This is a genomic window from Pseudomonas fluorescens (assembly GCF_030344995.1).
In the GTDB taxonomy this organism is placed as follows: domain Bacteria; phylum Pseudomonadota; class Gammaproteobacteria; order Pseudomonadales; family Pseudomonadaceae; genus Aquipseudomonas; species Aquipseudomonas fluorescens_BF.
In genome coordinates this window covers 2,022,561-2,035,622 of the sequence record NZ_CP128260.1, presented here as the reverse complement: position 1 = coordinate 2,035,622, position 13,062 = coordinate 2,022,561, and the positions used below count along the sequence as shown (strand labels likewise).

Sequence of the window (13,062 nt, the reverse complement as noted above, 5' to 3'; positions counted from 1 at the left end):
GTAAAAGAATCAGGGAGTGAAGGCGCCGCTTCAGCGGCGCTCGATCGGCTCGATCACTTGCAACGCGAGGTTGCCTTTGTGCGAACCCATCTTGACCTTGAAGGCCGGCACGCCGTTGGCGCGCATGATCATGTCTTCCGGCATCTCGACCGGAATCACGTCACCCGGCTGCATGTGCAGGATGTCGCGCAGTTTCAACTGGCGGCGAGCCACGGTGGCACCGATCGGCACATCGACGTCGAGCACGTCCTGGCGCAGGGCGTTGACCCAGCGTTCGTCCTGGTCGTCGAGGTCCGACTGGAAACCGGCGTCGAGCATTTCGCGCACCGGCTCGATCATCGAGTACGGCATGGTCACGTGCAGATCACCGCCACCGCCGTCGAGTTCGATGTGGAAGGTCGATACCACAATCGCTTCGCTCGGGCCGACGATGTTGGCCATGGCCGGGTTCACTTCCGAGTTGATGTACTCGAAGTTGACTTCCATGATCGCCTGCCAGGCTTCTTTCAAGTCGACGAACGCCTGCTCCAGCACCATGCGCACCACGCGCAGTTCGGTCGGGGTGAATTCACGACCTTCGATCTTGGCGTGACGGCCGTCGCCGCCGAAGAAGTTGTCCACCAGCTTGAACACCAGTTTGGCGTCGAGGATGAACAGCGCGGTGCCGCGCAGGGGTTTGATCTTGACCAGGTTGAGGCTGGTCGGCACGTACAGCGAGTGCACGTATTCGCCGAACTTCATCACCTGTACGCCACCGACGGCAACGTCCGCCGAGCGGCGCAGCATGTTGAACATGCTGATGCGGGTGTAGCGGGCAAAACGCTCGTTGATCATTTCCAGAGTCGGCATGCGTCCACGGACGATGCGATCCTGGCTGGTCAGGTCGTAGCTTTTGACACTGCCGGGTTCGGCAGCGTTATCGGTCTGTACCAGACCATCGTCGACGCCATGCAACAGCGCGTCGATTTCATCCTGGGACAGCAGATCCTGCACGGCCATGTCGTGTTCCTACTGCAGTACGAAATTAGTGAAAAGCAACTGTTCGATCACCACTTTGCCCAGCTCTTTCTGCGCCACTTCCTGGACGCTGGCTGTGGCCTTCTGGCGCAACATCTCTTGACCGACCGGGGTCGCCAGCGTGGCGAAATCCTGACCGGAGAAGAGCATCACCAGGTTGTTGCGGATCACCGGCATGTGCACTTTGAGCGCTTCCAGATCCGCCTGATTGCGCGCCAGCATGGTGATGCTCACCTGCATGTAGCGCTGACGGCCGTTCTGGTTGTAGTTCGCCACGAAGGCCGGCGCCATCGGCTCGAAAATCGCCGGTTGCTTGCCGACCGGTGCCGCTTCGGCGGCCGCCTCGGGCTTGCTCTGGGCACTGTGCATGAAGAACCAGGTCGCCCCCACGGACGTGCCGATCGCCAGCAACAGACCCAGCACGATCATGATGATCAGCTTGAGTTTGCCTTTGGTTGCGGGGTCTTTTACTGCTGCAGCTTCGCTCTTCGCCATGCCAATAATCCGTCACTAATCGGGTTTTCACAGTCGCACGGCAAGGCAAGAGCAAGTGTTATGCCAGAAGTGTCGGTAGTAGCGGAGACAACGCTGAAGTCAAAAGCAACCCTCACCCCAGCCCTCTCCCGGAGGGAGAGGGAGCCGATCGAGTTGTCTTGTCGTGATATATCGACCTGAGGCACCGAGTCGACTTGGATTCAGCCCAAACAATAAGGTTAGCGAGCATCTCAAGCATCCCCCAATCAGTTCCCTCTCCCTCCGGGCGGTCCGACGTTTGGGGAGGGCTAGGGTGAGGGGCTCTTGATTTGATCAGGCGTAGTAGTCGACGGCGCTGGAGCCGATCACGTGTGTGGCCGTAGCAGCAGCTTCAGCGACCGCTGCCGGCGTCAACTCTTCTTCAGCCGAATCCAGGCGACCGCCGGCAGCGCTGGTGCGACCGCTCTGGCCCTGCTGCGCCTGTTCCTGGCCTTGACCCTGCCAGCCACGGTTCTGGTCGGAAACGTTGACGTCCACCTGTCCCATGCCTTGCTGGGTGAACATGTCGCGCAGGCGGTGCATCTGACCGTCGAGGGCTTCTCGCACGCTCGGATGCGCGCTCATGAAGGTCACCTGGGTCTGTTGGTCCGGGACCATGTTCACCCGGATATCCAGACGCCCCAGCTCGGCCGGTTGCAACTGGATGTCAGCCGCCTTCAGGTTGTTGCTCGACAGGTACATGACCCGGTTGACCACTTCTTCGGTCCAGCCGTTCTGGTGCATGGCAATCGGCTGGTTCACCGGCACCGCGTTGGCGGTTTTCGGTGTGGCAGCCTGGGTCAGCGCCGCCAGACGGTTGGCGAAATCATCCACGCGGGTGTCACTGGTGGCGGTCTTCAGGTCTTTCAAGCCGTCATCGATCAGACCGCTGAATGCCTTTTCGCCGCCCTGACTGGTGCTGTCCTTGTCTGCCTGCACATCAAGCATGCTGGCCATGCCGGCAGCGAAATTCTGCGCCGAGGTCAATTCGCCGTCAGCCTGAGCCTGGGCCGGGGTGGCCTTGGGCTGGGACTGGCTGGAAGCGGAAATGTGACCGCTCTGCTCCATGGCCATGCGCACGGCGGGCAGCGAATCCAGCGGATCCGCCTCGGGGTCGAAAGCCGGGTCAGTGGCCGGCGCCGGATCCTTGACCATACCCGGCAATGCCGCCACGGCAGGTTGATCGGTTTCCGGTTTCGCGGCGGTATCGACGACAGGAGTAGCGGCTACCGGTGCGGTGACGACGGGCTCCACCGCCGCCACCAGCGCCGGATCCACCGGTGCCGTGTCGACAACAGGAGTCGGCGCGGTATCGGCAGTCTCATCATCAGTAGCAGTCTTGTCGTCCGTTGCCGCTGTCGCCGGTTTGTCGGCGGGCAAGGCTTTGCCGCTATCGGCAACCGCCGGCTCCGGGGCGGCAGACTGATCCTTGCCCACGTCCTTCTTGCCGCTGTTGTCAGCAACCTTGTCACGGGCAGGTTTTGCCGAATTGTCGACGCTCACCGAGGGTTTGTTCGGGCCTTGATCGGCGAACACCTGAGCGAAGCTGGAGGCCTTGTCCCCGGGCTCTGCGGCCACTGCCGATGATTTGGCCGAAGCTGCTTGCGCCTTGGCCTGGGCGGCGGTCTGAAGAAGAATGTTGGGGCTTGCAGGCATGGCACGGTCTCCGCTGCACTGGGATCGTAGGTACAGTTGGGATAGATGACTGCAAGTGCCGGGCCAGTTTCGTCAGAAATCCGGCAAAACCGCCCGGCGGCAGAATCAGTGCGTCAGCGAGCGCTGGCGCTCGGCCACATAAACGGGCCGCACATCGGCGAATTCGCTATGGATATCGGCGACCAGCTTGATGATTTCAGAAGGGCTTTTGTCTTTGGCATGCTGTTCCAGCTCCTGGCACAGCACGGCAAGACGGATCGCACCCATGTTGCTGCTGCTGCCCTTGAAGCTGTGCGCGACGGAAGACAATGCATCGGCATCGGCAGTCTGTTGCAACTCCCGCAGGCGGTTTTCGGAATCGGCAAGAAAGGTATCCAGCAGTTCCGGATAGCTGTCTTCCATCACTTCCCGCAGCGCGCTTAGCGCCTCGTGGTCCACATGTGTATCAGCCACTTGTTCACTCCTTGATCAAGAATGCGCGGATTATGCCAGAGCCTCCCAGAAAAACTCCACGCGAGCACTGCGACCATCGTCTGACCAGCTGGCATTTCGGGCCAACTGCCGAATCAGACTGACCCCGCGCCCCGACAGACGGACACCGTCGAGCGGCCGCTCCATCACGCGCGAGACATCGAATCCCCGGCCGCTGTCTTCGACACGCACCACCAGACAACCGCCCTCGCCTTCGGGCCGCACTTGCAAATGCACGCGCACGTAACCGTCCTGCAGGGCCTCGAGGCGCGCATTGCGCTGCTCGTAATAACGCGCGAAACCCGACGCATCGCGCTTGAGGTTCGAATCCAGGCCCAGCACGCCATGCTCCAGCGCGTTGGAATAAAGCTCGGCCAGCACGCTGTACAGTGCGCCACTCTGCGTCCGCAAGCCATGCACTTCCAGCAACAACTGCAACAGGTAAGGCAGCGGATTGAAGCGCTTGAGCGTGGCACCGCGAAATTCGAAGCTCACCGACCAGTCCAGCGGACAGGACTGGCCACTGTCGGAATACACCGGCGCCGTTGGATTGACCTGCGCCATTTCCAGCAGGCTGACCTCGACCATACTCACATCGTCCCGGGCTTCACCGCGAAAGTCCTGCAACGCCTGCTCGATCTCCTCGAACAGCCGATCCGGCTGGCGATTGGCAGCGAACACCTTGTGCAAGCGCTCCACACCAAACAACTGATCGTTGGCATCGCAGGTGTCGATGACTCCGTCCGAGAGCAGGAACACCCGATCGCCCACCGCCATCGAGTGAACCTCGGTGCGGTCATCGAAGGTCTGCGGGCTGAGCACCCCCAGCGGAAGATGTCGCGCCGCCAGCGGCGTGCGCTCCCCGGTGGCGAGGCAATGCAGATAACCGTCGGGCATGCCGCCGTTCCAGACCTCCACCGAACGTCGCTGAAAACTCAGGCACAACAAGGTCGCGCAACAGAACATGTCCACCGGCAGGATGCGCTTGAGCTTGGCGTTCATTTCTCGCAGGGTCTCGGCCAGACCATAACCCTTGGCGGTCATGCCATAGAACACCTCGGCCAGCGGCATCGCGCCGACGGCCGCCGGCAAGCCGTGACCGGTGAAGTCACCGAGCATCACATGCATGTCGCCGGCCGGGGTGTACGCGGCCAGCAGCAGATCGCCATTGAACAGCGCATAGGGCGATTGCAGGTAACGGATATTCGGTGCGCTCAGGCAGCCGGAATGCGCGACCTTGTCGAACACGGCCTTGGCGACCCGCTGCTCGTTGAGCAGATAGTCGTGGTGTTTGGCGATCAGGTCGCGCTGCTGAAGAACCGTGGCCTGCAAACGCCGCAAGCGATCCATCGCCTTGATTTTGGCGGCGAGGATCACCTGGTTGTAGGGCTTCGCCAGAAAGTCGTCACCGCCGGCTTCAAGGCAACGGGCCAGGGCTTCACTTTCCGTCAGCGACGTGAGGAAGATGATCGGCACCAGGTTTTCACCCGCCAGCGTCTTGATCTGCCGCGCAGCTTCGAACCCGTCCATCACCGGCATCATGGCGTCCATCAACACCAGATGCGGCTTTTGCCGGATAAACGCCTCGACCGCCTCTGCACCGTGGGTGGCCGTCAGCACTTCATGCCCCTGACGCCGGACGATGGTCGACAACAGCAGCCGGTCGGCGGCGCTGTCTTCGGCGATCAGGATCGTCAGCGGCTCTTGCGGCTGCATGGCCGTCAACTGATGTCGAACAGTTTGTCGAAGTTGGAGATGGCGAGAATTTTCTTCACGTCGGAACTGCTGTTGACCACGCGGATTTCCGAGTCGTCGCCACCGACGTGATCACGCAGCAGAAGCAACATGCCGAGCGCCGAACTGTCGAGATAGGTCGCCTCCTTGAGGTCGACAATCACCGATTCGGGCTGCTCTTTTTCGTAGGATTGGCGAAATTCCTGATGCTTGGCGAAATCGAATCGCCCCTTGACCGAAATCGTCAGCTTTTTCTTGTCCGCAGAGACTTCTGTAACGACTGACATGTACTGGCTTCCTTGTCATTGACGAACGTGTACAAGGTTTAGCACTTGGAGGGGCCATGGGCAAGGCGCGATGGCGTCGGGATTTGTGCGAGATCTGCCCGTCAAAACGCCTCGTGGCGCGGCAAACGCTGGGACAACTCGTCCAGCAGCTTCTGTTCGCGCTTGTCTTCGGCGCGCTGCGCTTCTTCCAGATAACGTTGTACAAGCTTGCGCAGACCTTCGACCCGGGCGAAGGCCTGTTGCCAGGCATCGCGGGCCTTGTCCAGGTTGTTCTGGTGCCATTGCAGACTTTGACGCTGCTGATCGACAGCGGTGTCGAGTTGCGCCAGAAAGCCCTGAAAACCCAGCAGCCATTGCCCGGAAACGCCCGTGCTGCCGCGCACGATCCACTGCTCGGAGTAATCCAGACGGAAGGCATGCAAGTCGGCGAGTTTGCTCTCGGCCACTTTCACCTGACCCTGAAAATAGCCCAGGCGCTGAACGGCGGTTTTCTCGGCCTTCTCGGCCATGTCCACCACCGGCGCCAGACGCGCGGCTCGACTCAGGGCCATGACCGGTTACCCGCCGGCCGCCGGGGCGAAAATCGTGCTGAGGTACGCCTCGCTTTCACCCAGGCTGATGTTGTCGTTGAGGCCCTGACGCAGATACCTGACCAGCTGCGGCTGGAGGGAAATGGCCGTGTCGGTCTCGCGGTCACCGCCCGCGACATAGGCGCCGACGCTGATCAGGTCGCGGCTCTGTTGGTAGCGCGACCACAGCTGCTTGAAGTATTGCGCGCGCTGCATGTGTTCCGGCGACACCACCGCCGGCATTACCCGGCTGATCGAAGCTTCGATATCGATGGCCGGGTAATGCCCTTCCTCGGCCAGTCGCCGCGACAGCACGATGTGCCCGTCGAGCACACCCCGCGCGGAGTCGGCGATCGGGTCCTGCTGGTCATCGCCTTCGGACAATACGGTGTAGAACGCGGTGATCGAACCCCCGCCCTTCTCCGCGTTACCGGCGCGCTCCACCAGTTTCGGCAGTTTGGCGAATACCGACGGCGGATAGCCCTTGGTCGCCGGCGGCTCGCCGATGGCCAGGGCGATTTCCCGCTGGGCCTGGGCGAAACGGGTCAGGGAATCCATCAGCAACAGGACGTTCTTGCCCTTGTCGCGGAAATATTCGGCGATCCGCGTGCAGTACATCGCCGCACGCAGACGCATCAGCGGCGCATCGTCCGCAGGCGACGCCACTACCACGGAACGCTTGAGGCCTTCCTCACCGAGGATGTGCTCAATGAATTCCTTAACTTCTCGACCCCGCTCACCGATCAGGCCGACGACAATGATGTCGGCTTCGGTGAAACGGGTCATCATGCCCAGCAACACCGATTTACCGACACCGGTACCGGCGAACAGGCCCAGACGCTGACCGCGACCGACCGTCAACAAACCGTTGATGCAACGAATGCCGACGTCCAGCGGCACGCTGATCGGGTCACGGTTGAGCGGGTTGATTGTCGGGCCGTCCATCGGCACCCAGTCTTCGGCCTTCATGCCGCCCTTGCCGTCCAGCGCACGTCCGGCGCCGTCCAGCACGCGACCGAGCATGCTCATGCCCATCGGCAGGCGACCAGTGTCAGCCAGCGGCACCACGCGCGCACCCGGCGCAATGCCGGCCACGCTGCCGACCGGCATCAGGAACACCTTGCTGCCGGAAAAGCCCATGACTTCGGCTTCAACCTGGGACGGGTGATAGGTGTCGTCGTTGATCACCATGCAGCGGGTGCCCATGGCGGCGCGCAGGCCTTCGGCTTCGAGCGTCAGGCCGACCATGCGCAGCAGGCGCCCTTCGAGGATCGGCGCACCGGCGATTTCGGTGGCCTCGGCGTAGGTGCTCAGGCGCTTGGCGAAACTGGTGCGTTCAAGGCGCATCGGGGGCGTCCGCGAGCGGCTCTTCTGCGACCGGTGCCGGTTTTGGCGACTCCGGCAGGTCCAGGCTCAGGTCCGGCTCGGCCGGGTGCAGAGCCTGTTCGTGCAACTGGTCGAACAGCTTGGCCATGACCTGGCTGACGCGGGTTTCGATGCTGGCGTCGATCCGGCTGTGGTCAGTCTCGACCCGACAACCGCCCGGCAACAGGGATTCATCCTCGACGATGCGCCAGGTTTCCTCATGACGTTCGCGCAGGGCTTTGACCTGTTCGAAATCCTGCGGATTGACGTACAGCCGCACATTGCCCACGCCCAGCGGCAACAGCTTGAGGGCGTCGCGCATGACGTGTTCGATCTGCGTCGAGTCGATGGCCAGTTCGCGCTGAATCACCTGTTTGGCGATGTGCTGCACGAGGTCGACCAGCGACTTTTCGATCTGGGTGTCTTGCTCGGCGATGGGCTCGAACAGGTGGCCCATCAGTTGCTCAAGGTTGTTGACCTTGGCCGTCAGGACCACTTCGGCTTCCTGGCGCACCTTGAGGGTGGCGCTGTGAAAGCCTTCCTTTTCGCCGATGGCGAAGCCCTCGTTGTAGGCCTCCTGACGGATGCTTTCGAGTTCTTCCAGGGTCAGTGGCTGGACTTCTTCCAGCGGCACTTCTTCCATTTCCGGCGGTTCGGGCTCCGGTTCCGGCTCGGGTTCCGGCTTCGGCGGGTCGAAGCTGGGCAAGGCCCAGGTATCGAAACCGCGAACGTCCCGGGCACGGATCAGGTCCGTCACATCGTCGTCATGCTTGTCCATGGGCTTAGATCATTTCCTCGCCGCCCTTGCCACCGAGCACAATTTCTCCGGCTTCGGCCATACGGCGGGCGATGGTGAGGATTTCCTTCTGCGCGGTCTCCACGTCGCTGACGCGCACCGGGCCCTTGGCCTCGAGGTCGTCGCGCAGCAGTTCGGCGGCACGCTTGGACATGTTCTTGAAAATCTTCTCCTTGACGCCTTCGTCCGACCCCTTGAGGGCCAGCACCAGCACATCGGAAGACACTTCGCGCAACAGTGCCTGGATACCGCGGTCGTCGACATCGGCCAGGTTGTTGAACACGAACATGAGGTCTTCGATCTGACCGGACAGGTCTTCGTCGACTTCGCGGATCGAGTCCATGAGCTGGCCTTCGATCGAGCTGTCGAGGAAGTTCATGATGTCCGCCGCCCGCTTGATGCCACCCAGGGTGGTGCGCGAGGCGTTCGAGTTGCCCGAGAACTGCTTCTCGAGGATCTGGTTCAATTCTTTCAGCGCGGCCGGCTGCACGGTGTTCAACGACGAGACGCGCAGGATGATGTCCAGACGCACCTTGTGGTCGAAGTTGCCCAGCACTTCACCGGCCTGATCCGGATCGAGGTACGCGACCACGATCGCCTGGATCTGCGGGTGCTCGTAACGGATCACGTCGGCGACGGCGCGCGGCTCCATCCATTTCAGGCTGTCGAGGCCACTGGTGTTGCCGCCCAGCAGAATGCGGTCGATCAGGCCGTTGGCCTTGTCTTCACCCAGGGCCTGAGTGAGCATTTTGCGCACGTAGTCGTCGGAGCCGACGCCCAGGCTGGTCTGATCGCCGACGATGTCGACGAACTCGCTCATGACCTGCTCGACCTGCTCACGGTGGACGTTGCCCATCTGGGCCATGGCCACACCTACACGCTGAACCTCTTTGGGCCCCATGTGGCGCAGCACTTGTGCGGCATCGGTCGAGCCCAGGGACAGCAGCAGAATCGCGGCTTTATCGACCCGGGACAGTTTGGCGACGGCGGCTCGGTTATCACTCATCTGCGTTAATCCACTCTTTCACGACCTGGGCCACACGACCCGGGTCTTCTGCCACCAGACTCTTGATTGCGTTCAACTGAGCGTCATAACCCTCGCTCGGGCTCGGCAGCAGAATGCTGGTCGGGCCGCCGAGGCTGACGCGATCGTTGGACAGTTCACCATCCAGACCGCCCATGCCACCGAGTTCCATGTCGCCGCCCAGACCGGCCAGCTCCTTGCTTTTGCCGCCACCGGTGATGTTGTTGAGCACCGGACGCAGCACGCCGAACACCAGCACCAGGATGAACAACACACCCAGCACTTGTTTGACGATGTCCCAGAACCATGGCTGGGAGTAGAACGGAATGTCGGCGATCACTTCGCCGCGCTCGGCGGAGAACGGCATGTTGATCACGCTGACGCTGTCGCCACGGCTGGCGTCGAAGCCCACGGCGTCCTGTACCAGACGGGTGAAGCGCGCCAATTCGTCGGCGCTCCACGGCGCACGGGTGGTTTCGCCGTTGGCCGGGTTGATCTTGACCTGATCGTCCACCACCACCGACACCGACAGGCGATTCAGGCGACCCTGCTGCTGTTTGGTGTGGCTGATGGAACGGTCGAGCTCGAAGTTCTTGGTGGATTGTTGACGCTTGTCCGCCGGGTACGGCGCGAGCATCGGCTGGCCGGTGGCCGGGTCCATGATCTGCTGGCCGTTGGCATCAACCAGTGGCTGACCAGGTTGCACCATGCTCGCCGGGGCGGCTGCGCCACCGGTGGTCTGCGGCGCCGAAGCCGGCGACGGTGGCTGGTTGCTCAGGGCACCCGGCACACCTTGCGGGCCATTGCTGGCGGTGCGTTGTTCGTTGACCGACTGCTCGCTGCGCAGGGCCGGTTGATCCGGGTTGAACTGCTCGGCGGTCGATTCGACAGCACTGAAATCGACGTCGGCCGAGACTTCAGCCTTGTAGCGATCGTTGCCCAGTACCGGTTGCAGAATGTTGTGCACGCGCTGGGTAAGCATGCTTTCCATGCGGCGGCTGTAGTCGAACTGCTTGCCGGCCATGGTCATTTCAGAGTTTTCCGCCTGATCCGACAGCAGGTTGCCCTTCTGGTCGACGACGGTGATCTGCGATTTGCTCAGCTCGGGAACGGAGGTTGCCACCAGGTTGATGATGGCAACGACCTGGCCTGGCTCCAGCGAACGACCGGAGTACAACTCGACCAGTACCGAAGCGCTTGGCTTGCGTTCGTCACGCACGAACACCGAACTTTTCGGGATCGCCAGGTGAACGCGCGCGCCCTTGACGTTGTTCAGGCTGGAAATGGTGCGGGCCAGTTCGCCTTCGAGGCCGCGACGATAACGGGTCGCTTCCATGAACTGGCTGGTGCCCAGACCCTGTTCCTTGTCGAGGATTTCAAAACCGATGTTGCCGTCGCTGGGAGTGACACCAGCGGCCGCGAGCTTGAGCCGCGCACGGGACAGGTCATCGGCCTTGACCAGCAAGGCGCCGGAATTCGGTTCGACGGTGTAGGGAATGTCGGCGGAGGCCAGGGTGTCCATGACCTGCTTGGCGTCCATGCCGGCAAGGCTGCCGTACAGAGGCCGGTAGTCCGGTTGCTGCGACCACAGCACCACGGCAAAGCCAATCGCCACGCTCGCGGCCAGGCCGACCAACAGGCCCACCTGACGCAGCACGGTCATCTCGGAGAGGTTTTCCAGGAAGGACAGGCCGAACAGCGGCGGTTTGCCGTCTATCGGGGTGGCCTTGGCCGGAACGTTATCGGCGACTGCTTCTGCCATGACTCAATCTCGTCCTTAAACCGGCATCTGCATGATGTCTTGATAAGCCTGAACCAGCTTGTTGCGCACCTGGGTCAGAGCCTGGAACGACACGCTGGCCTTTTGCGAGGCAATCATCACGTCCGTCAGATCGACGCCGCTCTTGCCGATTTCAAATGCGTTGGCCAACTGAGTCGACGCCTGCTGGGTATCACTGACTTTGTTGATGGCCTGACCGAGCATGTCGGAAAAGCTGCTGCCTGCCACTTCAGGGGCAGCAGCAATCGATTTCGGCTTCGACATGGCGTCCATTTGCATGGCCTTCATGTCCATCATCAACCGATTAAATTCAATACCTTGGCTCATGGTCTACTCTCTTGGGCGGCCCGCAATTTTTTGACACTCACTCGGCGGGTACTCAGGTGTTAGCAACAACGGTGCCAGCTCATGGGCACCGCTTTCAGAAAAGCCGTTTCAAACGTTTGCGCCACCCGTCAGGTCGCGAACAGGTAGCCTTCGACATCCATGCCCGCATCGCGCATTTGCGCCAGTTTGTAACGCAGGGTGCGCGGGCTGATGCCGAGTTTTTCGGCCGCCTCCTTGCGTCGACCGCGCTCGGTACGCAGGGTGTCGATGATCATCTGGAACTCGCGGCGACGCAGGTCATCGCCCAGCGCACCGGCCGAATCCGCCTCGATCTCGACTTCACGAATGACTGGCGCAACCGGCGCAACCGCCGGCAATGGAGCAAACAGCGCAGGCCCGGAGAGACAGAAATCCTGCGGCTGGATCAACCCGCCCTGCTGGAGAATCAAGGCCCGCTGGACCGCGTTATCCAGCTCGCGCACGTTGCCCGGCCACGGATAACCGATCAGGCACGCTTGCGCCTCGGGCGAGAACTTCGCCATCGCGTGCTTCATTTTATTGACGTGTTTGGCCAACAGACGCTCGGCCAGCGGCAGGATATCGGCGGTGCGCTCGCGCAACGGACGCCAGGCCAGCGGAAATACCGACAGACGATAATAGAGGTCTTCACGGAACCGCCCCGCCGCCACTTCACCGGCCAGGTCGCGGTTGGTGGTCGCCACCACGCGAATATCGAGAGTGATCGGCTTGCGTGCACCGACCCGCTCCACTTCCCGCTCCTGCAATACCCGCAGCAACTTGGCTTGCAGGCCCAGAGGCATTTCGGAAATTTCGTCGAGCAGAATGGTGCCGCCGTCCGCCTGTTCGAACTTGCCGGCCTGGGCCGCGATGGCGCCGGTAAACGAGCCTTTTTCGTGACCGAACAGGGTCGCTTCGAGCATGTTGTCGGGGATCGCCGCACAGTTGATCGCAATGAACGGCTGACTGGCGCGACGGGATTGCTGGTGGATGTAGCGCGCCAGCACTTCCTTGCCGGTGCCGGACTCGCCGGAAATCAGCACGGTGGAATCGCTGCGTGCGACCCGCGCCGCCAGATCCAGCAATTGAGCACTGGCGGGCTCGACCGCGACCGGCCCTTCGGCGTCACTGGCGCCAAGGCTGCCCAAGGCGTGACGCGCTACCAGATCCAGCAGGGCCTTGGGCTCGAACGGCTTGACCAGATAATCCGCCGCACCCTGGCGCATGGCATCGACCGCGCGCTCGACCGCGCCATGGGCAGTCATCAGCAGCACCGGCAATTGCGGCTGCCGCGCGCGCAGCAGGCCGAGCAATTGATGGCCGTCCATTCCCGGCATGTTGACGTCGCTGACCACCAGACTGAACGCTTCGCGCTCGACGGCCTTCAGCGCCTCTTCGGCCGAACCCACTGCGTGGTAGTCGTGGCCGGCCAGCAACAGCGTATCGGCCAGCGCTTCGCGCAACGAGCGGTCATCCTCGACCAGCAGAACCTTGATGCCCATGAC

The 13,062-nt window shown here is 62.0% G+C and carries 13 protein-coding genes; all 13 read right to left on the bottom strand.

What is annotated here, in order from left to right:
• Positions 1–30: 30 nt before the first annotated feature.
• The gene (gene fliM / locus QR290_RS09225) at positions 31–999 is read right to left on the bottom strand and encodes a flagellar motor switch protein FliM (protein ID WP_003222890.1); all 969 of its coding nucleotides are present in this window, start codon (positions 997–999) and stop codon (positions 31–33) included.
• Between the two features lie 9 nt (positions 1,000–1,008).
• Positions 1,009–1,512, bottom strand: a complete 504-nt coding sequence (fliL, locus tag QR290_RS09220; RefSeq protein ID WP_085666707.1) for a flagellar basal body-associated protein FliL — start codon at positions 1,510–1,512, stop codon at positions 1,009–1,011.
• A 312-nt stretch (positions 1,513–1,824) separates the two neighbouring features.
• Entirely contained in the window at positions 1,825–3,186 is a 1,362-nt protein-coding gene (locus tag QR290_RS09215) for a flagellar hook-length control protein FliK (RefSeq protein WP_115077005.1), read from the bottom strand.
• A 105-nt stretch (positions 3,187–3,291) separates the two neighbouring features.
• Entirely contained in the window at positions 3,292–3,639 is a 348-nt protein-coding gene (locus QR290_RS09210; protein ID WP_085699453.1) for an Hpt domain-containing protein, read from the bottom strand.
• 30 nt (positions 3,640–3,669) lie between these two features.
• On the bottom strand, positions 3,670–5,373 hold the full coding sequence (locus tag QR290_RS09205; RefSeq protein ID WP_289204759.1) for an ATP-binding SpoIIE family protein phosphatase: 1,704 nt from the start codon (positions 5,371–5,373) through the stop codon (positions 3,670–3,672).
• 5 nt (positions 5,374–5,378) lie between these two features.
• Complete coding sequence (locus tag QR290_RS09200) at positions 5,379–5,678, bottom strand: STAS domain-containing protein (protein ID WP_011333053.1); 300 nt, start codon at positions 5,676–5,678, stop codon at positions 5,379–5,381.
• A gap of 101 nt (positions 5,679–5,779) precedes the next feature.
• Entirely contained in the window at positions 5,780–6,229 is a 450-nt protein-coding gene (fliJ, locus tag QR290_RS09195) for a flagellar export protein FliJ (RefSeq protein WP_115077003.1), read from the bottom strand.
• A 6-nt stretch (positions 6,230–6,235) separates the two neighbouring features.
• Positions 6,236–7,594 (bottom strand): flagellar protein export ATPase FliI, encoded by a 1,359-nt coding sequence (gene fliI, locus QR290_RS09190; RefSeq protein ID WP_289204758.1) that lies wholly within the window; start codon positions 7,592–7,594, stop codon positions 6,236–6,238.
• Positions 7,584–8,390, bottom strand: a complete 807-nt coding sequence (gene fliH, locus QR290_RS09185) for a flagellar assembly protein FliH (RefSeq protein WP_115077001.1) — start codon at positions 8,388–8,390, stop codon at positions 7,584–7,586. Before fliH ends, fliI begins: the two co-directional genes overlap by 11 nt.
• Positions 8,391–8,394: 4 nt before the next feature.
• Entirely contained in the window at positions 8,395–9,414 is a 1,020-nt protein-coding gene (fliG, locus tag QR290_RS09180) for a flagellar motor switch protein FliG (protein WP_007958288.1), read from the bottom strand.
• On the bottom strand, positions 9,407–11,194 hold the full coding sequence (fliF, locus tag QR290_RS09175; RefSeq protein ID WP_007958290.1) for a flagellar basal-body MS-ring/collar protein FliF: 1,788 nt from the start codon (positions 11,192–11,194) through the stop codon (positions 9,407–9,409). The genes fliG and fliF overlap by 8 nt, the downstream gene beginning before the upstream one ends.
• A 15-nt stretch (positions 11,195–11,209) precedes the next feature.
• Positions 11,210–11,539, bottom strand: coding sequence for a flagellar hook-basal body complex protein FliE (gene fliE, locus QR290_RS09170; protein ID WP_007958292.1), 330 nt, complete (start codon positions 11,537–11,539; stop codon positions 11,210–11,212).
• A gap of 128 nt (positions 11,540–11,667) precedes the next feature.
• The gene (locus tag QR290_RS09165; RefSeq protein ID WP_289204757.1) at positions 11,668–13,059 is read right to left on the bottom strand and encodes a sigma-54-dependent transcriptional regulator; all 1,392 of its coding nucleotides are present in this window, start codon (positions 13,057–13,059) and stop codon (positions 11,668–11,670) included.
• Positions 13,060–13,062: the final 3 nt, after the last annotated feature.

Excerpts from the sequence above, each read along its gene's own strand:
- QR290_RS09205 (WP_289204759.1), bottom strand. The coding sequence starts at position 5,373 with ATGCAGCCGCAAGAGCCGCTGACGATCCTGATCGCCGAAGACAGCGCC.
- fliI (WP_289204758.1), bottom strand. The coding sequence starts at position 7,594 with ATGCGCCTTGAACGCACCAGTTTCGCCAAGCGCCTGAGCACCTACGCC.
- fliF (WP_007958290.1), bottom strand. The coding sequence starts at position 11,194 with ATGGCAGAAGCAGTCGCCGATAACGTTCCGGCCAAGGCCACCCCGATA.
- fliH (WP_115077001.1), bottom strand. The coding sequence starts at position 8,390 with ATGGACAAGCATGACGACGATGTGACGGACCTGATCCGTGCCCGGGAC.
- fliJ (WP_115077003.1), bottom strand. The coding sequence starts at position 6,229 with ATGGCCCTGAGTCGAGCCGCGCGTCTGGCGCCGGTGGTGGACATGGCC.
- QR290_RS09215 (WP_115077005.1), bottom strand. The coding sequence starts at position 3,186 with ATGCCTGCAAGCCCCAACATTCTTCTTCAGACCGCCGCCCAGGCCAAG.
- fliL (WP_085666707.1), bottom strand. The coding sequence starts at position 1,512 with ATGGCGAAGAGCGAAGCTGCAGCAGTAAAAGACCCCGCAACCAAAGGC.
- fliM (WP_003222890.1), bottom strand. The coding sequence starts at position 999 with ATGGCCGTGCAGGATCTGCTGTCCCAGGATGAAATCGACGCGCTGTTG.
- QR290_RS09200 (WP_011333053.1), bottom strand. The coding sequence starts at position 5,678 with ATGTCAGTCGTTACAGAAGTCTCTGCGGACAAGAAAAAGCTGACGATT.
- QR290_RS09165 (WP_289204757.1), bottom strand. The coding sequence starts at position 13,059 with ATGGGCATCAAGGTTCTGCTGGTCGAGGATGACCGCTCGTTGCGCGAA.
- fliE (WP_007958292.1), bottom strand. The coding sequence starts at position 11,539 with ATGAGCCAAGGTATTGAATTTAATCGGTTGATGATGGACATGAAGGCC.
- fliG (WP_007958288.1), bottom strand. The coding sequence starts at position 9,414 with ATGAGTGATAACCGAGCCGCCGTCGCCAAACTGTCCCGGGTCGATAAA.